Here is a 26,059-nt window from a genome sequence, read left to right as displayed (position 1 = left end):
ATGAATCCATTATTTCGCCCCTTACTGACGCAAAGCTTTAAAACGACCGGAATTTATCTGCTGATTATTGCCTTAACGCTGGCAATTAGCGCGACCACTGCACTTAAGTTTAGTAATGAGCAGATCCAAAATGCAGTTGCCTTGCAGGCAGCAGAAATGCTGGCTGGTGATCTGGTGCTTTCAGATAATGAGCCTTTGCCGGAGCAGTGGCGTGATCAGGCCAAGCAGCTGGATTTAAAGCAGTCAGAAGTCACTTTCTTTAGCAGTATGGCCTATACCGATGCACAGTTTGTCATGGTCAATGTCAAAGCCATTGATCAGGCTTTTCCTTTGCGTGGCGAACTTCGGGTGCAACCGGCAAAAAAATCGATTCAGTCTGGTGAAATCTGGCTCAGTCCACGAGCCATGGATCTGCTCAAAGTCAAATTGGGGGATCAGCTCAATATCGCCGATGCGGCGTTTAAAGTCACCGCCAAGATTGAACAGGACTCCAATCAGGAACTTGGATTTTCCGGATTTTCACCAACGGTGATTATCTCCCAGGCAGATGTGGCACGAACCAATGCGATTCAGGTGGGTAGCCGGATTGAATATCGTTTACTCATGGCTGGCCGTCCGGACGACACCCAACAATATGAAGCCCTGTTCAAGCAGCAGGTCAAGTCAGCAAACGGCTCGGCTGAAACGCCAGCGGAAGTACAAGGACAGGAATTTGAGGAGCAAAGCAGTCTCAGGTTACGCAATGCCAGTGAAGGCAATACCCGCTTGATGAAGCCAATCGCCAATCTGGACACTTTCCTGCAACTGGCCAATATTCTGACCATTCTATTATGTGGGATTGCCATTGCTTTAACCGCGCAGCGTTATGTGCAGCAGAATCAGGATCATATTGCCTTGATGCGTTGTATCGGTGCCACCAAGCAGCAGATTCTGTCGGCTTATCTGGCTTTACTCGGGATGGTGCTGTTGATTGCCATGCTAATTGGTACCGTGGTCGGGATCAGTCTGGGTTATGGACTGTTGCAATTGATGTTGCAGCTGATTCCAAATTTGCAGATTGAGTTTTCCGCTATCGCAATGTTGCTTGGGCCATTGCCGGTCGCGATGCTGACCAGTGCTGTAGTGTTACTCGGCTTTGTCATGCCAAGCTTTTTGCAACTGCTGAATACGCCACCGATCCGGGTGATCCGCCAGCAGGAAAAATCAGTGCAATCTATGCTGTGGATGCTGCTGACTGGAACGCTCAGCCTGATTATTTTTAGTGTGATTTTGACTGAAAACTTGCTGCTGACCGCCTGGGTGATTGGCGCGATTATTGTGTTATGTGCAGTGCTGTATCTGACGGTATGGGGGATGTTGAAACTGCTACGTAATATGAAGCTGAATCTGTCAGCCTATGTGCGCACACCATCTCAGACTGCCTTGCAGATTACGGCTTTAGCCTTGGGCTTGAGCCTGATTACAGTCTTGGCAGTCTTGCGTACCGATCTGCTAGATCGTTGGCAGCAACAGTTACCGGAAGGTACGCCGAACCAGTTTGTTTATGGCTTACCGCCTTTTGATATGCCGGATCTCAAAGCCCAACTTGAGCAGAATGGCTGGAAAAGCACACCGCTATATCCAAATGTCCGTGGGCGTCTGGTCGCCAAAAATGATCAGCCTTTTGCCGAGGAACTGGTGAAAAGCAGCAATACCTTAAGACGTGAACTGAATCTGACCCAGTCAAATAGCTATCCACAAGATAATGTGATTGTCAGTGGTGACGCGGTATTAAAACAAGTCGGCACCGTATCGGTCGAAGCCAATACTGCGGAAGAGCTAGGGATCAAGATCGGAGATAAACTCAGTTTCAGTCTGCCAGAAGGGATACTGGAAGCTAAAGTCGTTAATCTAAGAACCGTCGAATGGGAAAGTTTTAGCCCGAATTTCTTCTTTATCTTTGCACCGAATAGCATGGATGCCAATGCAGGCAGTTATCTGGGCAGTTTTTATGTCCCGGAAACAGATAAAGGCAAACTGGTCCCTGTGATCCAGCAATTTTCCAACACGGTCTTTATTGATGTCAGCCTGATTCTGGAAGAGATCAAACGCATTGTGAATGTGCTGGTGCAAATCGTGACGATTCTGGCGGTACTGGTTAGCATTTCCGGTTTTCTGGTGCTGATGGCCTGTCTGAACCTGTTGATGGATGAACGCAAACGTGAAGTGGCTTTGCTACGATCATTCGGTAGTTCCAAGCAGAAACTGAAAACCATGATGAGTCTGGAAATTGGTTTTATTGGGCTGTTTGCCGGAATAGTTTCCTGCCTGTTTGCCGAAGTGATCAGTGCGATTGCCAGTTATAAAATGGATTTAATGATTCAGCCGCATTGGGAAATCTGGATTATCCTGCCGATCTTTATGACCTCTTTATGTGCGCTGATTGGCCGTTATCGCCTGAGTTATCTGTCAGAGATTCCACCCTTACAAAGCTTGCGTGAGATGAATCAATAAGATTCATCTCCGTGATTTTTAAACTGGCTGAGAGTTAAAGTTTTAGTTGCTGTTGCATCATTTCCAGAATCTCTTGCCACAGTGGGCGAATGGGTTCGAGTAAGGCCAAGTTATGTTGATAAAGCAGCACACAAAGGCCGAACCCGACAATCAAGGCAATCAGATTGAACAGGTGGCTACGCTGCATTTTTTGCCCGATGTACCAGAGCAAGGTGAGAAAAGCCCCCATCAGCATGCCGCCAATATGTGCGGCATTGTTGATTCCACTGATCATAAAGCCCAGCGCGAGGTTTAGACCCATCACCATCACCAGGGTTTTTTTATCCAGAATAAAACGTTGCTGTGGCAGCATTGGCAATAAAGCCAGCACCGTGAGTGAAGCACCGAGTCCCATCACGGCACCAGATGCGCCGGCACTGACCGCAGGCAATAAATCGGGATTGGCCACACCGCCTTCGATCAGGCTATAGCTGTCCTGAATGTTCATATAGCCACTGAGCAGGCTGCCCATTAATCCGGCACACACATACAGGCCAATAAAATACATCCGGCCAAACAGCTGTTCGGCAACACTACCAAAAATATACAAGGCCCACATATTCAACATCAGGTGAATCAGGCCAAAATGAAAAAACATGCTGCTAAACAAGCGCATGGGTTCCGCTAAATAGGTTAAAGGTGCATAATCGGCACCCCAGAGAATAGCGTCTCGGGTACTCGGCTGGCTAACATCCATGCCATGCATGGCTTGCCAGCCAAATAATCCAACATTGATCCCGATTAAAATGGCGGTGATCCACCAGAGATGCATTTCAAGTTTGCGATGTTCGACAGGGGGAGAGTATTCAGACATGCTATTTTTTTGCTGTGATTGTATATTTCGAATAAGCTTAACACGAAAAATTAAATTTTCAGGAGTAACGCACTGACATGAAAGCCTTTCTGATCCGCACGATGCTCGTCATCGTCAGTGTGATTCTACTGGTTCAATTGTGGATCTTTGCCAGTATGGCCTGGTGGCGAACCAATCCGGTGAACACCACTATGATGATGCGGATTGATTACTGGACAGAACCTTCCAAAGCGATTCAGCATCAGTGGCGTCCCTATGACGAAATCAGCCTGAATCTGAAACGTGCCATCGTCACTGCGGAAGATGGAAAATTTATTCATCACCATGGTTTTGACTGGGACGGAATTCAAACTGCGCTGAATAAAAACAGAAATCAGGGCCGTGTAGTGGCCGGTGGTTCGACAATCTCCCAGCAATTGGCGAAAAACCTGTTCCTCGTCAACAAGCGTTCCTTTGTGCGTAAAGGTCAGGAAGCAGTCGCGACCTGGATGATGGAACGCATGTGGTCGAAAGAACGAATTCTGGAAGTCTATTTAAACTCGATCGAGTTCGGGGATAATATCTACGGCGTTGAAGCAGCGGCCAAACATTATTTCGGTAAAACCGCACAAAGCCTGACCCGCGATCAAGCCATCTTTCTGGCTGCCATTTTGACCAATCCGAAATATTTCCAGGATCATCGCAATTCCTCTGCATTAAATGCTCGTAAGCGGATGATTCAGCGCTATATGCGTTATGCAGAATTACCTTAATTGATGATTTGAAGAGAAAGCCCAATTATTTGGGCTTTTTTTATGAAATTGTCATCAATTTGAAGCATACTTGGAGGGATAAGCACAATTTTAAATCCGCATAGGTTTGATATGAATACGGCAGCCAGCACAACTTCAGCACAGCCCGAATATACATATAATGATCGTTATATTAATCGCGAACTGTCTATCCTAGACTTCCATTTACGTGTCCTGGAACAGGCTGTCGATCCTTTACATCCATTGCTCGAACGCATGAATTTCCTGTTGATTTTCTCGCGTAATCTGGACGAGTTTTTTGAAATCCGGGTCGCAGGAATGATGGAACAGCTGGATCTGGATAATGAAAGTCGGAGTCCGGATGGCTTGACTCCAAAGCAGGTTTTAGAACAGATTTCTAAAACAGCACATGCCGCCATTGAACGCCAGTACCGTATTTTAAATGAAGAAATTTTGCCAAAACTGCGTGAGGAAGATATTTGCTTCTTGCGCCGTGGTGAGCTGACTCCGGCACAATCTACCTGGATTAAAAAATATTTTCAGGAGCAAGTGGCGCCGGTTCTCACGCCGATCAGTCTGGACCCTGCGCATCCATTCCCGAGACTGGTGAATAAATCACTGAACTTTATTGTCACACTGGAAGGCAAAGATGCCTTTGGTCGGCAGATTGATCTGGCTGTGGTGCCTGCACCGCGTTCATTACCACGCGTGGTACGTTTACCGGATGAACTGACCGATGGCAAAGAGCATCATGTAATGCTATCTGCCATTATTCATGAGCATGTCTCGGACCTGTTTCCTGGCATGACAGCAACCGGCTGTTATCAGTTCCGTGTGACCCGGAATGCCGATTTGGCCTTGAATGAAGATGTCGAAGATCTGGCCAAGGCGCTCAAAGGTGAACTCAGTTCACGCCGTTTTGGTCGTGCGGTACGTCTGGAAGTGACGGAAAATTGTCCGCAGCATATTTATGAATATCTGCTGAATGAATTTGATCTGGACGACGAGCAGCTTTATAAAGTTGCCGGCCCGGTCAATCTGGCACGTTTGCTATCTAACTTTAAACGTCCGCATTTACGTTATGACTCGCATACTCCCATCATTCCTAAAGTGCTGAAAAAATCTGAAAATATTTTTAGTGCGATGCAGAAACAGGATATTTTGCTGCATCATCCCTTTGAATCTTTTGCGCCGGTGATTTCATTATTACGTGAAGCGGCACGCGATCCGCAAGTACTGGCGATCAAGCAGACCTTGTACCGCAGTGGGCCAGATTCTGAAATTGTCCAAGTGCTGGCTGAAGCTGCCCGCAATGGCAAGGAAGTCACGGCAGTGATTGAATTGCGTGCGCGTTTCGATGAAGAATCCAATATTGCGGTGGCCAATGTCCTGCAAGAAGCCGGTGCGGTCGTGGTCTACGGCATTGTCGGTTACAAGACTCACGCCAAGATGATTCTGGTGGTGCGTCGGGAAAATAACAAACTGGTGCGCTATGTTCATCTGGGCACCGGTAATTATCATGCCGGCAATGCGCGAATCTATACCGATTATGGTCTGTTAACGACGGATAAGGATCTGTGTGAAGATGTGCATCGTATTTTTCAGGAATTGACCGGTATGGGGAAAATGGCCAAGCTGAAAAAGCTGCTGCACGCGCCGTTTACCTTACATGCCCAGTTACTGAACTATATCGATAATGAAATTGCCTTTGCCCAGGCAGGTAAGCCGGCGCAGATCATCGTCAAAGTCAATGCCCTGACCGAAATGCAATTGATTAACAAACTCTATGAAGCCTCTCAGGCCGGAGTACAGATTGACCTGATTATTCGGTCGATTTGCAGTTTGCGTCCGGGTTTGCCGGGTCTGTCGGAAAATATCCGGGTGCGTTCAATTGTCGGACGTTTCCTGGAACATACCCGCGTGTATTATTTCAGCAATAATGGAAATTCACGTATTTATTGTTCAAGTGCAGACTGGATGGATCGTAACCTGTTTAATCGGGTCGAGGCCTGTTTCCCGGTCGAAGATGAAGCCTTGAAAAAACGCATCTATCAACAAGGTCTGTTGAATTACCTGAAAGACAACCAGCAATCCTGGTTATTGCAAGGTGATGGTACCTGGCTGCGGGCACAGCCAAAAGAAGGTGAAAAACCACATAATGCACAACGTATTCTGTTAGAGCTGTTTAAATAAGTTTAAGTATTTAAAGAGGCTGAATATTCAGCCTCTTTTTTATTTCGAACATACAATTGAACTGTTTAAGCTGAGTCTGATCAGTTTTCGATAGATGTGTTTGACCTGACTATACATCTGATAATCTTTCATCTGAAGCTGGTTTTGTCGTTCGGTTTGCGATTTATGCTGACTCATTACTTGTAATAACTGTAATTCAGCGAAGTTGAGACAGGCTTTAACGCTGGGCTGGTGCAGGAGATAGTCTGCCAATTCAGTATGAATGTAGGCTCCACCGCGCAAGACAGTTTTTAGACTATCAGCGAACTGGGGTAATGAATCATGATGCTGCATATAGCTATCTGCGCCGGACAGCAAGGCTGAATAGATCAGTGCTGTGGAATGAGTATTGAGTATGGCAATAACGGGCGTATCTAGGCTTTGCTGTTTCAGCGGACGGATCACACTGATCTCTGAAGTTGTTGCTGCATGATAAAGAATCAGATTAGGCAGATGTTCAGTAATCATGGATTGTGCGGACAGCATATTGTCCGCATACAGCAGCATATCTGGCTGATAGCCGAGTTGCTGTAGCACGGTCTGGATTTTTGACAGGTCGAGTCCAGTCGGTGAACGAATCACTAAAACCGGTGCAGGCAAAAGGCTAGCCAATAAAACGCGATCCTGTAGATGCGATAGAGAGCTATACTGTGAATCAGGCAGATGCAAATGCCTATCCCAAAGAATAGTGATTTAGCTGAAATGTAGAGATTCTAAGTTTCTAGGCGGACTGGATGCATTCAATTCAAGATATAAAAAAGGAGCAACATGTGCTCCTTTTTATTATCTATAGATCAGGCAGCATCGTGCTGAGTGATTTTCTGGAAAATCTGTAATAGCACATCAAACTCGCTTTGCAGCGGTGTGCTTTTACGGGTTACCAATGCCAGGGTACGACTTGGGGCTGAATCGATCGCTTTTACCTGAATCTCAGAATTGCCTTTAATCATATTGGTATGGATCGCAATTTCAGGCAGCAGGGTAAAGCCCAGATTTGCAGACACCATTTCGATTAAAGTCGGCAGTGAGCTGGCTTTTAAACGGTGATCATTTTTACGCTCACCAATCGGGCAGGCACTCAAGGCATGATCACGCAGGCAATGACCTTCTTCAAGTAACATCAGGCGAGACAGATCCAGATCTTCTAAAGAGTTTGCTTGTGCAGCATGCTGATCAGATTTTTGGTAAACCAGATACAGATTCTCTTTGGCAATTTCAGCAACTTTCAGACCACGGGTGTCGAAAGGCAATGCCAAAGCCACCATATCCAGGTTGCCATGTTCCAGCTTTTCTACAATCTTTTCACTTTGCGCTTCATGCAGATGCAACTGGATTTTTGGTAATTGCTTATGCACTTCATCCAGCAGCTGGGACAATAGGAAAGGTGCAATTGTTGGAATGACGCCGAGATGTAGATCACCGGTTAAAGGTTCACTCATCTCACGACTTAAACGCATTAGGTCCTGAGCATCGGCCAGTAGAACACGTGCGCGTGCAACCACTTGTTCACCAAGAGGCGTTAAACGAACATTCTGGCGGTCGCGTTCAACAAGTACGCCACCGAGTAAACGCTCCAGCTCCATGATGCCGCCAGACAAGGTTGACTGGGTGACAAAGGAGCGGCGAGCAGCTTCTGTAAAGTGTAGCGTCTCTGACAGTGTTACGAGGTATGACAGCTGTCTTAGGGATGGTAATGCAGCCATAGTGTCCTAATGTTTATGATTTAAAATGATCAGCAAATAATTCGCTAAGATATGGAATAAAATGCGGTGGGATATCATGCCCCATTCCATCAATTAATTCAAATTTAGCCCCTGAAATTGCTTTCGCAACGGCCTTGCCATGGCTAGGAGGCAGCAATCGATCTCGAGAACCATGGACCACCAGGGTTTCTTGTTTGATTTGCTTGTCCAGTTGCAGCAATGAGCCTGTACATAATATTGCTAAAAACTGTTGAAGTACACCAGCAGGATAGTAACTTCGCTTATATAATTTACGGGCGGTCTGCACCGCTTCCAGATGATTGACATAACCTGGTGAGCCGATGATCTTAAACAGTTTCAAACTATGATCAACAATGCCATCTTCATCTGTTGAAGCCGGTTTGTCAATCAAACTAAAGAGTTGCTTGGGAAAGGGTGGTGGTAACATCGGCTGGTTATTGCTGGTAAACAGTAAGCCCAGTTTTTTGACTTTGTCCGGATAACGCGCGGCCAGAATCTGGGCAATCATACCGCCCATCGAAGCACCCAGCACATAGACCTGTTCCAGCTGCATTTTTTCAATCAGCAGACTGACATCTTCGGCCATATCATATAGATCATAAGGTGCACCCTGATTACCCAGACCCAGCACAAAACGGCTCATCATTTTCAGGGTATTCAGGCGTGGACCTTTGTGATGGACTTTTGAAGACAGACCAATATCACGATTATCAAAACGGATGATGTGATAGCCATTGTCTATCAGTGACTTGCAGAAAAAGTCAGGCCAGTACAGCATTTGCCCACCCAGACCCATAATCAGCAAAATGGTGGGATGTTCCGGATTTCCGCCAACCTCGACATGTAGCTGGATCCCATTGCCAAGATCGACCTTGGTTTCATGCATGAACGAGGTATAGGGGGAAAGATTAAACTGTGCTGCGCTGTACATGGTCGCTGTCCTAATTAAAGGATATTTCGTTTAAAAAATATCCTTGCTATTAAACATCTAAACCGCAGCAGGAATCAAGTCAGGAACCTGCTTGGTCAAGGTCAGACGCTGTTTGCCTGCAGTAGCCCCTAAAAGCACAAAACCGCGTAAGGTGCCGTTAGCATCGAACGCTTTAGCCAGCATGCCATCCTCGAACTCTTCAGTTTCCCAGGTGACATCAACATCAACCGGTGCAGGCAATACCGTTAAAGGTGCAGCAGGCGTTTTAACTGCCACTGGCATAGCCGGATAATGCACGGCAGTATGTTCGCCATTTAAGGTTTTTGCCAAAGCGCGGGCTTGTTGCATGATCGGCATGACATAAGGCAATAAAGTGCCATTGACCTCGGCACAGTCACCTACCGCATAAATGTCGGCTTGGTTGGTTTCCAGTTGTGCAGTGGTTAACACTCCGCGACTGGTATGTACGTCTGCCTGTTTCGCCAAAGAAATATTTGGCTGTAAGCCTACCGCAGATAACACTACATCAGCGACCAAAGACTGGCCGTTGGCCAACGTGACCAGATAATCACCATTGTCCGCACGAGAAACTTTTTCGACCGTGGTGCCCAAGACAAAGTGGATGCCTGTTTCTTCAAGATTTTTCTGGAATGCTGTGGCAACATATTCCGGCAATAAACGGCCAAGCGGCTGCGGTGCCAAATCAATGACGGTAACTTGGTGATCGGTATTTTGCAGGTCGTTGGCAAATTCACAGCCAATCAGACCGGCACCTAAAATCACCACACGCTTATCTTCACGTGCTGCCAGATTATTACGGAAAGCTTTATAGTCATTTAAATTGTTGACGACATGAATATCATCGCTAGCGTCCCCGGCAATGGCCAGACGTACCGGATTGGCACCGACTGCCAAGACCAGTTTGCTATAAGGTTGCGTGCTTTCCTGACCATCTTTTTCAAGAATCAGCTGATGATCTTCCGGATGAATCGCTTTGACCCAGGTGTGCTGTTCAATGTGCATATTCAGCTGTGCTGACATTTTAGCTGCATCGCCCAGTGGAATCTGTTCAGGTGCTTTATTGCCGGCCAGAGCATTGGAAAGCGTCGGTTTAGCATAATTGACTGCATCATCGGCACAAATCATTAGCAGTTCATGCTCTGGATTCAGCTTGCGAAATTCACGTGCTACGGCATAACCCGCCATACCTGAACCAATAATGACGATAGGATGCATAGTTGTTTCCATATGGTAGAGCTCCATGCTGTATAAATGATAGAAAGGCATAAAAAAAGACCATATAGATATGGCCTTTAACTGGGCGTCATTAGACTTCGATCATTTCGAAATCGACTTTAGACACGCCACAATCTGGACAGGTCCAGTCATCCGGAATATCTTCCCACTTGGTTCCCGCTACGATTCCGTCTTGAGGCCAGCCTTCTGCCTCATCATAAATCCATCCGCATACGATGCATTGAAACTTTCTCATGTAACTCTCCAAAACTAAGCAATTCTAGGCGTCAGCTTAAAATCCATAAAATAGCAAGACTCTAAAAGAATATAACTTTTTAACAGTGAACATATTTGGCTAAATTTTTACGCAGTTCTGTTCAGAAAGTAAAGTGAATAAAAGCTTAATCAGCGAAATTAGCAGCAGAATAGAGCTCGCATTCCTTATTTATCAGGAAACTACTTTATCAGGAAACTACTTTTCATCTGCTGTTGTAGGTGGTTGAAGACACCAATCTGATTATGAGTAAAAATTACAGTTTTCTGGTGTGACCGACCAAAGTCTTGCAGTAAAAATTCTCCTTTTCAGGTAATTTAAAATAGCTAAAGTCTGGATTAAATATTTTTTAAAATAAATGAATTAAATAAAATCAAATGGTTGTTATTAAATAACGGGTTTTTATTATACAGCTTGGCTTGTCCACATACCTCAAATAAGTTTAAAATTCTTATATTCCTTTTCTTTTTTAAGATCTCCCATGAGCAATTTGTCTACTTCTTTGTGGTCTCACATTCGTACGGTCCAAGATTTTCCAAAACCTGGAATTTGCTTCTATGATTTGACACCACTTTTCATGAGCAATATTGGTCCATTGACTGATGCCTTGATTGCTAGCATTCCTGCTGACAAATTGGCAGAAGTAGAAAGCTTTATTGCGGTTGAAGCACGTGGTTTTGTCTTGGCAAGTTTGTTAGCGCAACGTACAGGTAAAGGCTTATTGCTGGTTCGTAAAGCAGGGAAATTACCACCTCCAGTGGTCGGTGTTGGTTATAGCCTGGAATATGGTCTGGATCGTTTAGAAATGTCTGCGGAAGTTCAATCCCAAAAAGTAATTATTGTGGATGACGTTCTGGCAACTGGTGGAACTCTAAAAGCGGTTCATGAACTGGCTCAAAAATGCCAGCATGAAGTTCTAGGTGCAAGTATCTTCCTTGATCTTCCTGACCTGCATATGGAATTGGGCATGGAGATCTGGTCAGTACTGGATGATAAATCCCAGCCTGAAGCTGCAGTAGCCTAAGCTTAAAGCATATAAAGAAGCCCCGGACATTGGGGCTTTTTTATTGTCGGATAAAATGATATTCGATTTCCTGAATCAGCTCGTTCACCTGTTCCGGGTGCTCCAGACGATGATGTCCGCCATCAATAGCATGAATCTGCATATAATCTTCCAGCTGAGCTTGTACAGCATGCATATCCAGAATTTCATCGCCTAATTCCAGATAAGCCATTTGCGGAATATCGTGCTGCAAATCACTGTCGCAAATTGCAGGATAGTCATCACGAAAATTGGGTTGCAGACTGGGATTTGCAATGACGCATGGAATCTGATGGGCATGGGACATTTTCAATGCCCAATAGCCGCCCAGACTGTGTCCGACCAGAATATCCGGTTTGATGGTTTCAATCGTCTCGTGATAAAACTCGGCAACCGAACTATAGCTCAGATTTCGGTAATCGACATCGATACAGTATTTAGGGGCTATATCGATGGCATGGAACTTGGTGGATTCTTTCGAGGAATCTAAGCCATGTAAAAACAAAATCTTAGACATAGTTTATTACTCATTTTTATGAGACATGCCATATTGCTTATTTGTGGATGGGCATGCCTTCTTCAATCTGAACATCATTGTAGAACGTCTAGCTGTACAAGACAGTTAGCTATTGGTCTAAGCCGCCGTTTCACATTCCAATAATTTTATGTAAAACCTCTTTGCTTTGGACTTTAATCGTAGTTGAGAGCAGCCGAATGCTGCAAAAAATTGGGCAAAAGAAATTTAACAGGGTGGCAGATGGACGCAACTGAATTGCAAAAAGAAGGGGATAGTAGATATTTCCAAAGAAAAGCCGGTTCGTGGAAGGGTTTGCGCTACGATTTGGGAACGATTTCTGCTATTCTATGCAACTTCTATTTTTTAACTAATCTTATTCGAGGCAGAGATGACGCAAACTAACGCTCAATCGACTTCTGAACAAATCATTTCCGAAAACGATTTAATTGCACAGCGTCATGCCAAGTTAAAGCAAATCGAAGCTCAGGCACAAGAAACAGGTAAGAGCCCATGGCCGAATACCTTTAAGCGTGAGCATTATGCCCAGGATTTACAAGACCAGTTCGCTGATAAATCTAAAGAAGAAATTGAAGCAGGCGAAAAGGTCTACGTTAAAGTTGCCGGTCGTGTGATGTTGAACCGTGGTTCATTTATCGTGATCCAGGACATGACAGGTCGTATCCAGCTTTATGTTGCGCGTAAAGAACTCCCAGAAGATGTACTTGCTACCATTAAAGGTCTGGACCTAGGCGATATCATCGCAGTGGAAGGTTATATCGGTCGTTCGGGTAAAGGCGATCTGTATGTACATATCGAGCATTTTGAATTATTGACCAAATCATTGCGTCCGCTTCCAGACAAGTTCCATGGCCTGAACGATACTGAAGTGAAATATCGTAAACGCTACCTTGATCTAATCGTCAATGAAGAAACGCGTAAGACTTTTGAAATTCGTGCCAAAGTTGTGGCAGGTATCCGTGCCTTCCTGACTGAAAAACGCTATATGGAAGTTGAAACGCCAATGATGCATGTGATTCCAGGCGGTGCATCTGCACGTCCTTTCGAAACACATCATAATGCATTAGATATGCCATTGTTCTTGCGTATTGCGCCAGAGCTTTATTTAAAACGTTTGGTAGTTGGTGGTTTTGAACGTGTGTTTGAAATTAACCGTAACTTCCGTAACGAAGGTGTTTCTACCCGTCATAACCCTGAATTCACCATGATTGAATTCTATCAGGCTTATGCAGATTACAAAGACTTGATGGAATTGACCGAGCAAATGCTGGAGCGTCTGGCCATCGATATCTTGGGCACCACTGACGTGCCTTATGGTGATGAAGTGTATAGCTTCAAAGGTCCATTCAAGAAAATTTCAATGTTCGATGCGATTCTTGAAAATAACCCCCAATTTACTCCTGAAAATGTCAGTGACCGTGAGTTCCTGGCAAAATTCCTTCAGGAAGAATTGAAAGAGCAGGTGAAGCCAGGTTTTGGTCTGGGCAAACTGCAAACGATGGTATTTGAAGAAACCGTAGAAACCAAATTGCGTCAGCCGACGTTCATTACAGAATATCCAGCGGAAACCTCTCCATTGGCGCGCCGTAATGATCATAATCCGCACATTACTGACCGTTTTGAATTCTTCATCGGTGGCCGTGAACTGGCAAATGGCTTCTCGGAGTTAAATGATCCAATCGATCAGGCTGAACGTTTCCAGGCACAGGTTGCTGAAAAAGATGCTGGTGATGATGAAGCCATGCATTACGATGCAGACTTTGTCGAAGCACTAGAATACGGTCTTCCTCCAACCGCAGGTGAGGGCATCGGTATTGACCGTCTGGTGATGATTTTTGCCAATGCAGCAAGTATCCGTGATGTAATCCTGTTCCCGCATATGCGTCATAAAAATGCTTAAGTGCTGAATACAAAATAACCCACCATCGTGTGGGTTATTTTTTTATAGAAATTTTTGAAAAATGATTAAAAAATAAACAATTTAGTTATTGAAAATTAATATGAACATGACTAGGGTAGAATAAAAATAATAATGAAAAATTAGTTTATGTTATTTAAAAAAAATTATTAAAAATATTGCTGAGTACATTTACTTTTCCTGCTTTTGCTCAGGGCTTGGTTCTAAATGATGCAAATTTGCGTACTGACCTGAATTGGTTAAATCAGCAAGGGATTATTCAAATCAGTACCTCAACCTGGCCGCTGAGTGGGGATGAAATTCAACGAGCCTTATCAAATGCGCAGATCAGTAATACTGTACAGCAGCGTGTGATCGATTCGGTTCTCTCTAAACTAAAGGCAGATAATCAACAGCTAAAATTGGGTTTATTTGCAGAAACCGATCAAAAAGATATTCCACAGGCTTTCGGGGATCAGCAAAAAGCACAATATCAGGCAGCTTTAGAGTTTAATGCTGGCAATGCGAATTGGGATGCCAAAATCAGGGTGAATGCTGAAAAAGATCCACAAATTGATAATGATCAGAATGTAAATCTTGAAGGCTCTTATCTGGCAGGGAAACTTTGGAATCAATGGCTGATTGGTGGGCAGATTCCAACTTACTGGGGCCCAGGCCATGATGGTAGCTTGATTCGTGGTGATGCTAGTCGTCCGGTCTATGGCTTTACAGTTCAACGTGCAGAACAGACAGCATTTGAAAATAAATGGTTATCTTGGATTGGGTCGTGGCAGTATCAGGCTTTTGCAGGTCAACTCGATGACTATAACGCAGTTCCAGACGCCAAATTGATTGGTTTGCGTGTTACAGCACAGCCTTTACCTTATTTAGAGCTCGGTGCCTCGCGTGCGATTCAGTGGGGGGGGAGGGTCGACCTGAAAGTTTAAGTTCGCTATGGGATGCTTTTGTAGGCAGTAAAGATAATGGGGGTACAGGTGAACCTGACCCGTCTAACCAGATTGCCGGCTTCGATGCGCGGTTAAATTTATTTTCTCTTACCCAAATTTCGGTAGGTCTATATGCTCAATATGTGGGAGAGGACGAGGCTGGCGGCTTACCTGCAAAAAAAATGTATTTGGCTGGAATCGACTATTCTGCTAGTTTGAAAAATATGCCATACCAAGTTTATGCAGAATGGGCAGATACGCGGACTAATGGCAAGGTTCAAGGGATTTCTTATAATCATACGAATTATACAGATGGTTTTTATCAGCATGGTTATCCTCTGGCACATGCTTTGGGGGGAGATGCGCAGATGATCTCTGTGGGTGGGAACGTTCGTATTGACTTTATGAACCGCTTATCAGGTCGTATACTTTTTGCTGAGGTGAATCAATCAGAACGTGCTGCTGTTAATAATGCTGCTTTTGCTTTTAATGATGAGATTAAAGCATTGGATTTGAACTGGTCGCATTATATCCGTCCCAACATGCCACTAAACTTCAATGTCCGGGTGAGTCATTCCGATGTGAATGGCCAAGATGGGGGAGCCTCACTTGGAATCGAAATTCCTTTAGAGAAAGGGCTGTTTAAATACTAATTTTAGATACTGAAAAATCCTGCAACTGAGTAGGCTTTTTTTATTTTTATAGGTTTACTAAATTCAAGACAAAAAAAACGCAATGATTGGGGTTGTCATTGCGTAGAAAAAGGAACGTCTTTCAAACTACTTCATTAACTGTGGAGAGAGTTAAATCTGATTCCTTACTGAATATGATCATAATAGGATGCATTCTCATATGACTCATCAGTATTCATGTTAATACATGTTAAATAAGGTTAAAACTATGGAGATTATGTGGGGATATTTGCATCATTTTTGCGCAATTTTAGCTTAAATAAAAAAAGCTCTTCATCAGAAGAGCTTTTAAGAGCAATTTTTTCTAATTAAAAATGGAATACACCGAGGCCAGATTTAACTTCATCCAGTGTCGCCTGGGTAATATCGCGACATTTATCCGTACCGGTTTTCAGGATATCCATAATGTAATCGGGATCTTTAGCCAGTTCAATACGACGCTCACGAATTGGGCCGATCAATTCTTTTAAAATACTTTCCAGACGTTTTTTCACTGTACCATCGCCTAAACCACCACGACGATAATGGGCTTTGAGCTCTTCCAGCTCTTCTTTATTTGGGTCAAAGGCATCTAGATAAGTAAATACCACATTGCCTTCGACCTGACCTGGATCTTCAATACGCAGATGATTCGGATCGGTATACATTGCATTGACGGCTTTCTTAATATCTTTATCTGTCGCATCCAGCACAATGGTATTGCCCAAAGATTTCGACATTTTTGCTTTACCATCAAAACCAGGTAGGCGACCAACATTGGAAAGAAGTGCCTTACATTCTGGTAGCAGGTCATGACCAATTTGACGATTTAAACGACGCACGATTTCGTTGGTCTGTTCGATCATTGGAATTTGATCTTCACCCACAGGAACAACCGTTGCCTTAAATGCTGTAATGTCAGCAGCTTGAGCCACCGGGTAGCACAAGAAACCGGCTGGAATATCACGCTCAAAACCACGCATCTGGATTTCAGATTTAATGGTCGGGTTACGCTCAAGACGTGAAACAGTCACAAAGTTGAGATATAGCATGGTCAGTTCATTTAAGGCAGGTAAGCATGACTGAACACAAATTGTGGTTTTAGTTGGATCAATACCGACAGCCAGATAATCCGTCGCCACTTCAATAATGTTACGACGCACTTTTTCAAAATTGTCCGCATTATCAGTTAGGGCTTGAGCATCGGCGAGTAACAAGTGTTGATGGTGAGAATCTTGCAGACCTACACGAGAGCGTAATGAACCCACAAAGTGGCCGAGGTGGAGTTGTCCGGTAGGACGGTCGCCCGTCAAGATCACTGGACGATTATCTTGATTACTCATTATCTATTCCAAAGGGTAGTCAGTACTACAGCTGTATTTTAACGAATGGCAACATTGTACGGCATTCTGTTTTTGATTGTCAGCCAGAAAAAAAGCTGTCGTAAAAAAATCTTATAAATTAAACAAGTGAATACAATATTTTTAAGAATTTTGATTAAACTATCTGGAAAGAAGATAAGGATAATAAGTATGGCGAGCAGTTTATTACTATTATTAGATGATATTGCTACTGTTCTGGATGATGTCGCTGTCATGAGCAAAATGGCAGCAAAAAAAACAGCAGGCGTCCTTGGTGATGATCTGGCTTTAAATGCGCAGCAAGTGACAGGTGTGCGGGCTGATCGTGAATTACCGGTGGTCTGGAAAGTTGCCAAAGGTTCTTTTGTTAATAAACTGATTTTGGTGCCGCTGGCATTATTAATCAGCTTTATTGCAGGCTGGCTGATTAATCCCTTGTTGGTGCTGGGTGGTTTGTTCCTATGTTATGAAGGCGTGGAAAAAATTATTCATACCTTGCATACACCGAAGGCCAAGGACGCGGAACAGGCGCGTGAGCAATTGATTCATACAGAAATGGATTTGCACCAGTTTGAAAATGAAAAAGTCAAAGGTGCTATTCGCACTGACTTTATCCTGTCTGCTGAAATTATCGTGATTACTTTGGGAACGGTCGCCGCAGCCTCAATGCTGACCAAAGTGACTGTTTTAAGCCTGATCGCGGTGGTGATGACCATTGGTGTTTATGGTTTTGTTGCGCTGATTGTCAAACTGGATGATATCGGTCTGCATCTGACTGAACAGCAGTCCGATTTTAAACAAAAAATAGGACGTGGCTTGTTGGCATTTGCCCCGATCTTAATGAAAATTCTCTCCATTGTTGGGACCGCTGCGATGTTTCTGGTGGGCGGTGGAATTATTAACCATGCAATTCCTTTTATTCATCACTTTACTGAAGACAGTGTTGCTTATGTGCAGGATATTCCCAGCATTGGCAACATTGTCGGTGCCGTAACACCGACCTTGATTAATTTCGCAGTAGGAATTTTAGCGGGTCTGCTGGTCATGCTGGTCATCAGCCTGATTAAGAAAATCTGGCCTAAATCATCAAAAGCTTAAGGTGTGGAAATATCTGGATATTAAGCAGATTAAGAAAAGGAAAAGACTATGCGTTGGAAAGGTCGTCGTGTCAGTAGCAATGTAGAAGACCGTCGTGGTGGTGGTGCCAAAGCTGGCGGAATCAGTATTGTTGGATTGATTGTGGCCTTTGTGGCCTGGAAGTTTTTCGGTGTCGATCCACAACAGGCTTATCAAACCACCAAGCAGGTTACTCAGGGGGTATCGGGTGCGGCAGAAACACGTGGCCTGGAAAATCCCACGCCAGAACAGCAGGAGTCGATTGATTTTGTTGGAACTGTATTGGCAGATACTGAAGATACCTGGAATCAGGTGTTTCAGCAGCAGTTAAATCAGCAGTATGTCCCACCGAAACTGGTGTTGTTTAACGGCATCGTGAATTCTGGTTGTGGTACTGCTCAGGCGGCGATGGGGCCTTTCTACTGCCCGACAGACCAGAAAGTGTATATCGATACTGCATTCTTTAAAGATATGCGTACCCAAATGGGCATTACCGGAGAACAGAATGCCACCGAACTTTCCCGCAATGATCAGGCGGGGGATTTTGCGCTGGCCTATGTCGTGGCCCATGAAGTGGGGCATCATATCCAGACGATTTTAGGTATTTCTTCTCAAGTACAGCAAGCACGTCAGCAAGCAAGCGAAGTGCAAAGTAATCAGCTTTCAGTGCGTCAGGAATTGCAGGCAGACTGTCTGGCCGGCGTTTGGGCTTACCATAATCATGAACGTACCCAATTTCTGGAACAGGGTGATGTGCAGGAAGCGATGGATGCCGCCCATAAAATTGGCGATGATTATTTACAGAAACGTGCTCGCGGGCAGGTGGTGCCGGACAGCTTTACCCATGGCAGCAGCGCGCAGCGGGTACAATGGTTTAACACCGGCTTGAAATCCGGTCAAGTTGCGAATTGTGATACCTTTAATCAAAATATTTAAATGACTTCGATAAAAAAAGGAGCAGATGCTCCTTTTTTTATTTATGCAGAAAACGCCGGAAGTTTCTTAATATCTTGATACTGACAAATAATGCAGCCAAAGCAAACAGTGCAATTGCAAAGACTGTATATTTGAGGTTGCTAATGTCATTTTGATAAAACTGCTGAATTTCTTGTTTGTTATATTCTAAAGCAGTTGCTTTGCCGGTTCGGCTATCTCTGAACTGGATTTTTTCAATATAGAACAGATTTCCCGCTTTGATTAAGTCAACAGTCTGGATTTGACGGGTATGCGATTGATTGTCTTCATCGCTACATAAAGCGCTGTAATGTTCACAGTTGATTTTGGCCACATAACCATTTCCTGCAATCAGAATAAAAATTGCATTGTCTGGTCGCTGGTTATTGGACACCAATACATACTGTTCGCCGGCTGTACTTTTTAAGGGAATGCTGGTGGCTTGCTGATAATGCTGTTCTGCTTGCAGAATTTCCTGAATTTTAGCAAAGCAGGTAAAACATAAGGACAACGTGATCAGAAAAATCACGCTGGCAAAACAGAGACGAAAAATGGTTTTGACAGTTTGATGCATGGGAGAAAAATTCAAAATAGAATGATGGGAAAGCAAAAGCCGAGTGCTGATCTGTATGTTAAATCATCATTCGAAAATACTGAAAAGAAACTTAACTCAATTCGATAAAAAAGCGGACTAAACTTGTTTTGCCAGAATACCTTGCTATTTAAATCTCTATTTTAACAACGCCTCTCGGCGCATAGTGCTCCATATCGCCCGATTTTAGGAAACCGAATGGGAAATTTCTTTTTTCTTCAGCTACTCACAGTCGTCTTTGCCCTGTCCATTGCCACGACCATGTTTAATAAGCGTGTTTTAGGCTTTCCACAAGCGATCGGGGTTCCGATTGTCTCAGCAATCTTTGTTTTCATTTTGCAGTGGGGCGCCAGTTTATTGCATGGCAATCCATTCTTTAGCATCAATATTGACAATATCGAGCAGGCTGTTCGTCATGTGGATTTTTATGATTTTCTGATCAATGGCGTGATCTGTTTTATCCTGACTTCATCTGCGCTGAAGTTTAAGGTCTCAGATTTGCGTAACCACTGGCGGCCGATCAGTATTCTGGCTGGTCTAGCTTTAGTATTCTGTGCCGTGTTCTTTGGCGTGGTGTTATATGGTTATCAGTTCCTGATTGGTAAGCATGTTGACTTGCTGGTTTTGCTGTTACTCGGGGCGGCCTTGGGCGCCACAGATCCGATCGGCATCAAAGGCGTATTGAGTTCGGTTCGCGCACCGCATCATTTGATCGTCAAGCTTGAAGGCGAATCACTGTTTAATGATGCAATGTGTATTGCCTTATTTATGACCTTGCTCAATGTCCTGCAAGGTGAAAACTTTACGGTACTGGCAGTGCTGCAAACCTTGCTTTATGAAATTGTCGTGGCGGTGCTGATTGGTCTCGGATTCGGTTTTGCGATCTTGCGGATTTTGCGCGGTAAGCATGAAATGGAATCTCTGATTTTGACCACGGCCTTGCTGGCTTGTGGTTCCTATCTGGTGGCTTTGCTGGCACATGCTTCTGCGCCAATTGCCTGTGTGATTGGTGGCTTGATTGTTGGCAATAAATGGAAAGAAATCTTAGCAGATGCCGAAATTGGTGATGTTAATCATTTCTGGCATACGGTTGAGGGAATTATCAATTCATTCCTGTTTACCCTGATCGGTCTGGAATTGTTTATTCTGGACCTGAGTACCAGTCTGGTTCTGGGCGGAATGGTGGCTTTTGTGATTCTACATCTGGCCCGTTTTGCAGCCAACTATCTGGCCTTTGCCATGTTCCCAAAAGTCAGCAAGAAAAGCTATAACGGCAGTTTGACCATCCTGTCTTGGGGCGGAGTACGGGGCGGGATTTCTTTGGCCTTAATTCTGGCGGTCGCCAATGTTCCTCAGCTGGAAGCCTATAGCAGTATTCTGGTGGGCTATACCTTTATTGTAGTGCTATTGTCCGGTGTGGTATGTGGCTTGGGCCTGCCTGCGGTGATGAATGCGTTTTATTATAATCCCAATGAAGAGACGCAGGGCTTTAAAGGCTGGTATCAACGCATGTGTCATAAAATGAATCGTAAGGGTTTTCGCTATATTGTTGGAGAAGATGCCAAAGGAAATGAGACTATTACTATCTTTCAGCCAGAAATTCTGATTGATCAGAAAGATGCAGATGGCGTTGCCACGGTGCATCATCCAGATAAAGTTCAGGAAGTAAAAAGACTGGAAAATCCGGATAATTTCTAAAGATAAAACTTAGAAGATCAAGAGACTGTTAGATTGGTTTTTATAGTGAGATGAGAGCTTGAATCAGCGTATTTCATCAGGCTTAATCACTCTCCTATAGCTTTTTTACTGGGGGTGGATTGTGATTTTTGATTTAAATAAGCTATTAATGAGATGAAAATGACCCAGACAAGTTCAGCCAGTCAGGAAATGGCAGAAATGATTTTGGCTGTGGTCAATCAGATTCCGTATGCCAAAGTCGCCACCTACGGACAGATTGCTAGACTGGCAGGTTTACCCAAACATGCGCGATTGGTCGGACGGGTATTAAGTCATCTAGATTCGGACACTGATATTCCTTGGTATCGGGTGATCAATGCCCAGGCGAAAATCAGTCTGAAGCAACTGGACGAACATGGCCAGAATATCCAGCAGCAAAAACTCATGCAGGAAGGAATTTTTCTTAAAGGTGATCGCTTGGATTTAAAACGCTATCAATGGGATGGTCTGGTCAAGATATAAAAAAAATCCCCACTTGGTGAAAAGTGGGGATTTTAAACATAACTTAGTTGCGAATCACCATTACTGGGATATCCGCTTGGCCGAGAATGCTTTGCGCTACGCTGCCAAGGAACAGCTTTTTGAAGCCCGTGCGACCATGGGAACCAATCACGATCAGGTCAGAATTTAAATCTTTAGCTGCTTTGACAATCTCGCTATAAATTACCTGACCCTCAAGGAGCTGTGTATCCACTTCAACACCGGCACCAGAGAATTTTGCTTTGGCTTCATCCAGCGTTTTCAGGATGGAAGTACGGGCACGTTCAATCAGGTCATTGGTTTGTGCCGCAGAGATATATTCCGCAGCGATATAAGGGTCCAGTGCCAGCACTTGAACCACTGTGACTTTACTGTTAAATGCTTTGGCAATTTCTACAGCTTTATCCACTGCAGCATACGATGTTTCTGAACCGTCAACAGGTACTAAAATATGTTCAAAAGGCATTAGAATTCTCCTGAGGGGAATTTAGAGTTATAAAATTATGACGCGTTAAACCGGGTACGAATAGTTGTTTATACTTTGATCATAGCCTGTATTGTATAAAAATAAAACCAAGTAAATACATAGGTATAATGTCTAATAGATTAAAAAATGAAGCACCTGTTTAGAGCTATTTAATTGGGTGATTTATTTAGCCTAAGTTAATCATTTATATGTAATTAATGTGATAGCCTAAGACAGTGATTAATCACATCGAATAGAGGTCGGGTCTAATTTTATTTGCGGTGACAGCTGTTCATAGCGATTTAAAATTGTTTGAGTTTCACCTGCATAAATTTTTTGCTGTAGCTGCCGGATTTTATGTTCTGTCACATGTAAACGCGCACAATGTAATGCAATCTGATTTTCCCGGGTTACCGCCAGTCGTTGGCTCTGATCATATTCCGGATAGCGCCCGATTTTCTGCTGTGCTCTGCTGAGTTGTGCCAAGGACCGTTTTTGCTGCATGCTCATCAGTTGCTGCTGATTAATCCACTGTGCCACATCACGTCTGACGCCATTATAATCTACGAAAATAGGCGAGATGATCTGGCAGGCACTCAGGCTTGAAAGGCCAATGAGTAAAATAAATATTTTGATTTTATACATTTGGTGAATCCTCGAAGAATTAAAGAGTGCTATGAATGCGTGAATTACATACTAAAAAAAGCTTTTTTGTTTAAAATTTAAAAGTTTATTCTGTATTTGCATAAAGACTGAACATTTGTTTTTTAAAATGCTTGACGATAGAAGCTGAAATTACGATAATGCGCACACAGTTTACGGCTATGTAGCTCAGTTGGTTAGAGCACCGCACTCATAATGCGGGGGTCACAAGTTCAAGTCTCGTCATAGCCACCATTTTAAAAGACCAAGCTCTCAGCTTGGTCTCTTTTTTTGTCTTTTAAAAAGTACTGCAAACTATAAAAAATATTTGAAGCATCCACTAATTTTTTCAGATTTCTCAAAACATCATTTTTCCTTCTTAATGTTGGGGCTATTCTTCATTTTACTGCCGCATAAAAAATCGCCCAAGTCTTCACTTGGACGATTCTGATTTACATCATTGAAAACAGAATTTAGCTACCTGCTTTCCAGCCATTCACGATTGGATAACGACGCTCACGGCCATAAGAACGTGAACTGATACGTGGCCCAATGGCACCTTGGCGGCGCTTGTACTCATTGATATCAACTAGACGAATCACTTTTTTCACGACTTCAGCATCAAAGCCTTTGGCAATGATATCGTCTTGACTCATATCTTCTTCAATATAAGAGTACAAGATCGCATCTAGAATGTCATAGGCAGGTAAAGAGTCTTGATCGACCTGATCTGGACGCAGTTCTGCTGAAGGTGGACGGGTAATCACACGTTCCGGAATCACTGGAGTTTCTGAAATGCTGTTACGATATTTCGCCAGTTCAAACACAATGGTTTTATACACATCTTTCAGAACTGCATAACCACCGACCATATCGCCATACAGGGTGCAATAACCGACAGCTAGTTCAGATTTATTACCGGTTGCCAGCACCAGATTACCGAATTTGTTAGACAGAGCCATCAACAAGGTGCCACGTGAACGTGCTTGCAGGTTTTCCTCGGTGGCATCCACAGGTGCATTGCCAAAGAATGGGAATAGCACCTGCATAAAGCCGCTTACCACAGGGTTAATTTCAGCAATACCGAAAGTCACGCCCATATTTTTGGCTTGAGCCGCTGCATCTTCCACACTGATTTGTGCGGTATAGGTATACGGCATCATCACAGCCTGAACTTTGTCTGCACCAAGCGCATCTACAGCAATCGCCAGGGTCAGGGCAGAGTCAATCCCGCCAGACAGTCCCAGAATCACACCTGGGAAGCCAGAACGCTGTACATAATCACGTGTGGCCATGACCAGGCTTTGATAAATCTCAGCCATGGTGTCTAAAGCAGGTGCAATTGCGCCTTTGCTGAATTGCAGCTGTTCAGCGTTAAATTCTGCAATTGCCAGATTTTCCTGGAAAGTTGGTGCCTGTAAAGCCACCTCGCCAGATTTGTTGAGCACAAAGCTGGTGCCGTCAAAGATCAGATCATCTTGGCCACCGACCTGGTTACAGTACACCAGATTGATATTTAGCTGTTTGACCAAGGCCGCCATGGTTTCAATGCGATGTTGTGGTTTACCCACTTCATATGGCGATGCATTCAGTACCAAAGCTGTGTCGATATTCAATTTTGCCAGTTGCTGAACAGTGGCCAAAGACCAGACATCTTCACAGATCAGTACGCCAAATTTATGTCCAAGATACTCAAAAACCAGATGCTGATGACCTTCGCCAAAATAACGCTTTTCATCAAATACGCCATAGTTTGGCAACACTTGCTTGTTATAAACACCCAGTACTTCGCCATCTTTCATGACAGCAGCCGAGTTATAACGCTGACCATCTTCAGTTTGATTAACAAAACCAAAGACCATGACAATATCTTTTACTTCAGTCAGTTTTTCAAAAGCCGCTTTGGTGCGTTTCACCAGGCTCGGGCGAATTAATAAGTCTTCTGCAGGGTAGCCCAGCGTTGAAAGTTCAGGAAAGATAATCAGATCCGCTTTATCTTTTTTAGCCTGATTGGCCAGATCAATCATTTTTTGCGTATTTGCATCCAGATTGCCCACATGTGGAGAGAATTGAGCAATCGCAATTTTAAAACTTTTCATTCCAAGTAAATCCTATTCCTATAGGTTGATACACTAAATTACTGATTTTTATAATTCTAATTATTCAGTTGAGTGCACTTCGATATTCATAAAATGCCAAATGGCTTAAATAAAAAAACTTTTTATCGCATGATCATTGAATCTTAATCTGCGATGCAAAATAATCATACCGGCCTATTTTATCGAAATTCTATCGATAAGCTAGAGTTGATTTAGCAGAACAGGCATTGAGTGAAAAAAGTTATTATATAAAATTAGAAAATATGCTGATTTTTTATGCATCTAGGCTTATGTAGATTTAAAGACTGAAATCTAAATTTTGGCTTTTAAAATATGCCTTAGCTATATTGTTTGGAATTAAACTGATTAAATATCATCTGTTTATTGTTGGATTTAAAATAATATTCGGAATTTTTTTTAGAAAAATATCCCGGGCAATATCGCCTTGTTGTTCAATATTGTAGGTTGAAAATGATTTGTTGGGATTAAATTGATATTTGTACGGATTATATTTTCCCAAGCTGAGAAAATAAGCACTTTGTAAAAATGCCCCTTTTAAAAGCACATTGATCTGACATTGGTGTTGATAAATATGCGCCATCTCATGAATAAAGAGCGCTTGATAAGATAAACTCTCGCGCGAATAATCTTCTCGATAATTTAAATTGCGTACATGGATGTAGCCACTGGGGGCCATAATGACATGTTTGGATTGCCAGGGCAGGTAGGGGTGATTCATGATTTTAACGCGAGAATAATCGATCAGGTTGCCAAATACCTGTTGGGAAACTTTGATTTCACCAGGCGTTAGACTGCGGCACTTAAACTGTTCAAAACGAACCAGTCTTAAAATAAAGGGCAGAAAATACAACAGCATTCAATATGCATCCTGTTTTTAGGTGACTTAGTTCGTGAATATGATTTTGATATGCTAATTTTAAAACGTTTCAGGTCAATTTTTTGTAGGCTTTTGTCAGCACTAAAAAAAACCACCCGGGAGGATGGTTTTTTTTAAGTCTTTCGAC

22 protein-coding genes, 1 tRNA gene and 1 pseudogene are annotated in these 26,059 nt (G+C 43.5%); 11 read left to right on the top strand and 13 right to left on the bottom strand.

From position 1 onward, the window contains the following. The gene (locus ACIG3F_RS10615) at window positions 1–2,493 is read left to right on the top strand and encodes an ABC transporter permease (RefSeq protein WP_396470017.1); all 2,493 of its coding nucleotides are present in this window, start codon (window positions 1–3) and stop codon (window positions 2,491–2,493) included. A gap of 34 nt (window positions 2,494–2,527) precedes the next feature. Here ACIG3F_RS10615 and ACIG3F_RS10610 read toward each other — a convergent pair whose 3' ends face one another. After that, entirely contained in the window at window positions 2,528–3,346 is an 819-nt protein-coding gene (locus ACIG3F_RS10610; protein WP_005262372.1) for a rhomboid family intramembrane serine protease, read from the bottom strand. A 77-nt stretch (window positions 3,347–3,423) separates the two neighbouring features. Here ACIG3F_RS10610 and mtgA point away from each other — a divergent pair, with 77 nt between their 5' ends. After that, window positions 3,424–4,098 (top strand): monofunctional biosynthetic peptidoglycan transglycosylase, encoded by a 675-nt coding sequence (gene mtgA / locus ACIG3F_RS10605; protein ID WP_396470015.1) that lies wholly within the window; start codon window positions 3,424–3,426, stop codon window positions 4,096–4,098. A 111-nt stretch (window positions 4,099–4,209) separates the two neighbouring features. Beyond that, on the top strand, window positions 4,210–6,291 hold the full coding sequence (gene ppk1 / locus ACIG3F_RS10600; RefSeq protein ID WP_396470014.1) for a polyphosphate kinase 1: 2,082 nt from the start codon (window positions 4,210–4,212) through the stop codon (window positions 6,289–6,291). A gap of 39 nt (window positions 6,292–6,330) precedes the next feature. Here the strand turns inward: ppk1 and ACIG3F_RS10595 are convergent, their stop codons facing one another. The 5 genes from ACIG3F_RS10595 to rubA all read right to left on the bottom strand — a co-directional run bounded on the left by ACIG3F_RS10595 (window position 6,331) and on the right by rubA (window position 10,477). Further along, window positions 6,331–6,942 (bottom strand): response regulator transcription factor, encoded by a 612-nt coding sequence (locus tag ACIG3F_RS10595; RefSeq protein ID WP_039902034.1) that lies wholly within the window; start codon window positions 6,940–6,942, stop codon window positions 6,331–6,333. A gap of 182 nt (window positions 6,943–7,124) precedes the next feature. Further along, window positions 7,125–8,033: a LysR family transcriptional regulator OxyR gene (gene oxyR, locus ACIG3F_RS10590; RefSeq protein ID WP_396470013.1), complete on the bottom strand. Its 909-nt coding sequence runs from the start codon at window positions 8,031–8,033 to the stop codon at window positions 7,125–7,127. Window positions 8,034–8,046: 13 nt separating this feature from the next. Continuing rightward, the gene (gene estB, locus ACIG3F_RS10585) at window positions 8,047–8,985 is read right to left on the bottom strand and encodes an esterase EstB (RefSeq protein ID WP_004646272.1); all 939 of its coding nucleotides are present in this window, start codon (window positions 8,983–8,985) and stop codon (window positions 8,047–8,049) included. 57 nt (window positions 8,986–9,042) lie between these two features. Further along, the gene (rubB, locus tag ACIG3F_RS10580) at window positions 9,043–10,221 is read right to left on the bottom strand and encodes a rubredoxin reductase RubB (protein WP_396470022.1); all 1,179 of its coding nucleotides are present in this window, start codon (window positions 10,219–10,221) and stop codon (window positions 9,043–9,045) included. 91 nt (window positions 10,222–10,312) lie between these two features. Next, window positions 10,313–10,477 carry a rubredoxin RubA gene (gene rubA, locus ACIG3F_RS10575; RefSeq protein WP_004279415.1) on the bottom strand — a complete coding sequence of 55 codons (165 nt, stop codon included), beginning with the start codon at window positions 10,475–10,477 and terminating at the stop codon, window positions 10,313–10,315. Between the two features lie 499 nt (window positions 10,478–10,976). Here rubA and ACIG3F_RS10570 point away from each other — a divergent pair, with 499 nt between their 5' ends. Next, entirely contained in the window at window positions 10,977–11,519 is a 543-nt protein-coding gene (locus tag ACIG3F_RS10570) for an adenine phosphoribosyltransferase (RefSeq protein WP_064095666.1), read from the top strand. A 40-nt stretch (window positions 11,520–11,559) separates the two neighbouring features. On the opposite strand, the gene ACIG3F_RS10565 is transcribed toward ACIG3F_RS10570, so the two are convergent. After that, a complete protein-coding gene (locus ACIG3F_RS10565; RefSeq protein WP_064095665.1) occupies window positions 11,560–12,054 on the bottom strand; it encodes a YqiA/YcfP family alpha/beta fold hydrolase in 495 nt (164 codons plus the stop codon). Between the two features lie 388 nt (window positions 12,055–12,442). Between ACIG3F_RS10565 and lysS the strand changes: the two genes are divergently transcribed. Beyond that, window positions 12,443–13,972: a lysine--tRNA ligase gene (gene lysS / locus ACIG3F_RS10560; protein ID WP_144725202.1), complete on the top strand. Its 1,530-nt coding sequence runs from the start codon at window positions 12,443–12,445 to the stop codon at window positions 13,970–13,972. A 173-nt stretch (window positions 13,973–14,145) separates the two neighbouring features. Continuing rightward, window positions 14,146–15,569: pseudogene (locus tag ACIG3F_RS10555) on the top strand (capsule assembly Wzi family protein). A gap of 347 nt (window positions 15,570–15,916) precedes the next feature. Here ACIG3F_RS10555 and trpS read toward each other — a convergent pair. Further along, complete coding sequence (gene trpS / locus ACIG3F_RS10550) at window positions 15,917–16,930, bottom strand: tryptophan--tRNA ligase (protein ID WP_004279419.1); 1,014 nt, start codon at window positions 16,928–16,930, stop codon at window positions 15,917–15,919. 189 nt (window positions 16,931–17,119) lie between these two features. On the opposite strand from trpS, the gene ACIG3F_RS10545 reads away from it, so the two are divergent. Together ACIG3F_RS10545 and ACIG3F_RS10540 are read left to right on the top strand one after the other, a co-directional pair. Then, a complete protein-coding gene (locus ACIG3F_RS10545; RefSeq protein WP_004646278.1) occupies window positions 17,120–18,046 on the top strand; it encodes a DUF808 domain-containing protein in 927 nt (308 codons plus the stop codon). Window positions 18,047–18,094: 48 nt separating this feature from the next. Next, window positions 18,095–19,000, top strand: coding sequence for a neutral zinc metallopeptidase (locus ACIG3F_RS10540; RefSeq protein WP_004279421.1), 906 nt, complete (start codon window positions 18,095–18,097; stop codon window positions 18,998–19,000). 37 nt (window positions 19,001–19,037) lie between these two features. On the opposite strand, the gene ACIG3F_RS10535 is transcribed toward ACIG3F_RS10540, so the two are convergent. After that, window positions 19,038–19,592 carry a hypothetical protein gene (locus ACIG3F_RS10535; protein ID WP_005246964.1) on the bottom strand — a complete coding sequence of 185 codons (555 nt, stop codon included), beginning with the start codon at window positions 19,590–19,592 and terminating at the stop codon, window positions 19,038–19,040. A 216-nt stretch (window positions 19,593–19,808) separates the two neighbouring features. On the opposite strand from ACIG3F_RS10535, the gene ACIG3F_RS10530 reads away from it, so the two are divergent. Both ACIG3F_RS10530 and ACIG3F_RS10525 read left to right on the top strand, forming a co-directional pair. Continuing rightward, window positions 19,809–21,308: a sodium:proton antiporter gene (locus ACIG3F_RS10530; RefSeq protein WP_071850584.1), complete on the top strand. Its 1,500-nt coding sequence runs from the start codon at window positions 19,809–19,811 to the stop codon at window positions 21,306–21,308. Between the two features lie 159 nt (window positions 21,309–21,467). After that, a complete protein-coding gene (locus tag ACIG3F_RS10525) occupies window positions 21,468–21,809 on the top strand; it encodes an MGMT family protein (protein WP_396470011.1) in 342 nt (113 codons plus the stop codon). Window positions 21,810–21,852: 43 nt separating this feature from the next. Here the strand turns inward: ACIG3F_RS10525 and ACIG3F_RS10520 are convergent, their stop codons facing one another. Both ACIG3F_RS10520 and ACIG3F_RS10515 read right to left on the bottom strand, forming a co-directional pair. After that, a complete protein-coding gene (locus ACIG3F_RS10520; RefSeq protein WP_004279425.1) occupies window positions 21,853–22,293 on the bottom strand; it encodes a universal stress protein in 441 nt (146 codons plus the stop codon). 240 nt (window positions 22,294–22,533) lie between these two features. Further along, a complete protein-coding gene (locus ACIG3F_RS10515; protein ID WP_071850585.1) occupies window positions 22,534–22,938 on the bottom strand; it encodes a hypothetical protein in 405 nt (134 codons plus the stop codon). Window positions 22,939–23,113: 175 nt separating this feature from the next. Here ACIG3F_RS10515 and ACIG3F_RS10510 point away from each other — a divergent pair. Then, a tRNA-Met gene (locus ACIG3F_RS10510) sits at window positions 23,114–23,190 on the top strand. A 218-nt stretch (window positions 23,191–23,408) separates the two neighbouring features. On the opposite strand, the gene ACIG3F_RS10505 is transcribed toward ACIG3F_RS10510, so the two are convergent. Beyond that, window positions 23,409–25,034, bottom strand: a complete 1,626-nt coding sequence (locus ACIG3F_RS10505) for an NAD+ synthase (protein ID WP_004730268.1) — start codon at window positions 25,032–25,034, stop codon at window positions 23,409–23,411. Window positions 25,035–25,407: 373 nt separating this feature from the next. Further along, the gene (locus ACIG3F_RS10500; protein WP_396470009.1) at window positions 25,408–25,911 is read right to left on the bottom strand and encodes a hypothetical protein; all 504 of its coding nucleotides are present in this window, start codon (window positions 25,909–25,911) and stop codon (window positions 25,408–25,410) included. Between the last annotated feature and the right edge of the window lie 148 nt (window positions 25,912–26,059).

Source organism: Acinetobacter sp. NPDC052428, from assembly GCF_044547685.1.
In the GTDB taxonomy this organism is placed as follows: Bacteria; Pseudomonadota; Gammaproteobacteria; order Pseudomonadales; family Moraxellaceae; genus Acinetobacter; species Acinetobacter lwoffii_G.
This window is presented reverse-complemented; position numbering and strand designations above follow the sequence as displayed.

What these genes read in the sequence shown, in the direction of transcription:
- mtgA (WP_396470015.1), top strand. Translation starts at nt 3,424, where the DNA reads ATGAAAGCCTTTCTGATCCGCACGATGCTCGTCATCGTCAGTGTGATT.
- rubB (WP_396470022.1), bottom strand. Translation starts at nt 10,221, where the DNA reads ATGCATCCTATCGTCATTATTGGTTCAGGTATGGCGGGTTATGCCGTA.
- ACIG3F_RS10610 (WP_005262372.1), bottom strand. Translation starts at nt 3,346, where the DNA reads ATGTCTGAATACTCTCCCCCTGTCGAACATCGCAAACTTGAAATGCAT.
- ACIG3F_RS10535 (WP_005246964.1), bottom strand. Translation starts at nt 19,592, where the DNA reads ATGCATCAAACTGTCAAAACCATTTTTCGTCTCTGTTTTGCCAGCGTG.
- trpS (WP_004279419.1), bottom strand. Translation starts at nt 16,930, where the DNA reads ATGAGTAATCAAGATAATCGTCCAGTGATCTTGACGGGCGACCGTCCT.
- lysS (WP_144725202.1), top strand. Translation starts at nt 12,443, where the DNA reads ATGACGCAAACTAACGCTCAATCGACTTCTGAACAAATCATTTCCGAA.
- ACIG3F_RS10615 (WP_396470017.1), top strand. Translation starts at nt 1, where the DNA reads ATGAATCCATTATTTCGCCCCTTACTGACGCAAAGCTTTAAAACGACC.
- oxyR (WP_396470013.1), bottom strand. Translation starts at nt 8,033, where the DNA reads ATGGCTGCATTACCATCCCTAAGACAGCTGTCATACCTCGTAACACTG.
- ACIG3F_RS10505 (WP_004730268.1), bottom strand. Translation starts at nt 25,034, where the DNA reads ATGAAAAGTTTTAAAATTGCGATTGCTCAATTCTCTCCACATGTGGGC.
- ACIG3F_RS10540 (WP_004279421.1), top strand. Translation starts at nt 18,095, where the DNA reads ATGCGTTGGAAAGGTCGTCGTGTCAGTAGCAATGTAGAAGACCGTCGT.
- ACIG3F_RS10545 (WP_004646278.1), top strand. Translation starts at nt 17,120, where the DNA reads ATGGCGAGCAGTTTATTACTATTATTAGATGATATTGCTACTGTTCTG.
- ACIG3F_RS10515 (WP_071850585.1), bottom strand. Translation starts at nt 22,938, where the DNA reads ATGTATAAAATCAAAATATTTATTTTACTCATTGGCCTTTCAAGCCTG.
- ACIG3F_RS10500 (WP_396470009.1), bottom strand. Translation starts at nt 25,911, where the DNA reads ATGCTGTTGTATTTTCTGCCCTTTATTTTAAGACTGGTTCGTTTTGAA.
- ACIG3F_RS10520 (WP_004279425.1), bottom strand. Translation starts at nt 22,293, where the DNA reads ATGCCTTTTGAACATATTTTAGTACCTGTTGACGGTTCAGAAACATCG.
- ACIG3F_RS10565 (WP_064095665.1), bottom strand. Translation starts at nt 12,054, where the DNA reads ATGTCTAAGATTTTGTTTTTACATGGCTTAGATTCCTCGAAAGAATCC.
- ACIG3F_RS10530 (WP_071850584.1), top strand. Translation starts at nt 19,809, where the DNA reads ATGGGAAATTTCTTTTTTCTTCAGCTACTCACAGTCGTCTTTGCCCTG.
- estB (WP_004646272.1), bottom strand. Translation starts at nt 8,985, where the DNA reads ATGTACAGCGCAGCACAGTTTAATCTTTCCCCCTATACCTCGTTCATG.
- ppk1 (WP_396470014.1), top strand. Translation starts at nt 4,210, where the DNA reads ATGAATACGGCAGCCAGCACAACTTCAGCACAGCCCGAATATACATAT.
- ACIG3F_RS10525 (WP_396470011.1), top strand. Translation starts at nt 21,468, where the DNA reads ATGACCCAGACAAGTTCAGCCAGTCAGGAAATGGCAGAAATGATTTTG.
- rubA (WP_004279415.1), bottom strand. Translation starts at nt 10,477, where the DNA reads ATGAGAAAGTTTCAATGCATCGTATGCGGATGGATTTATGATGAGGCA.
- ACIG3F_RS10570 (WP_064095666.1), top strand. Translation starts at nt 10,977, where the DNA reads ATGAGCAATTTGTCTACTTCTTTGTGGTCTCACATTCGTACGGTCCAA.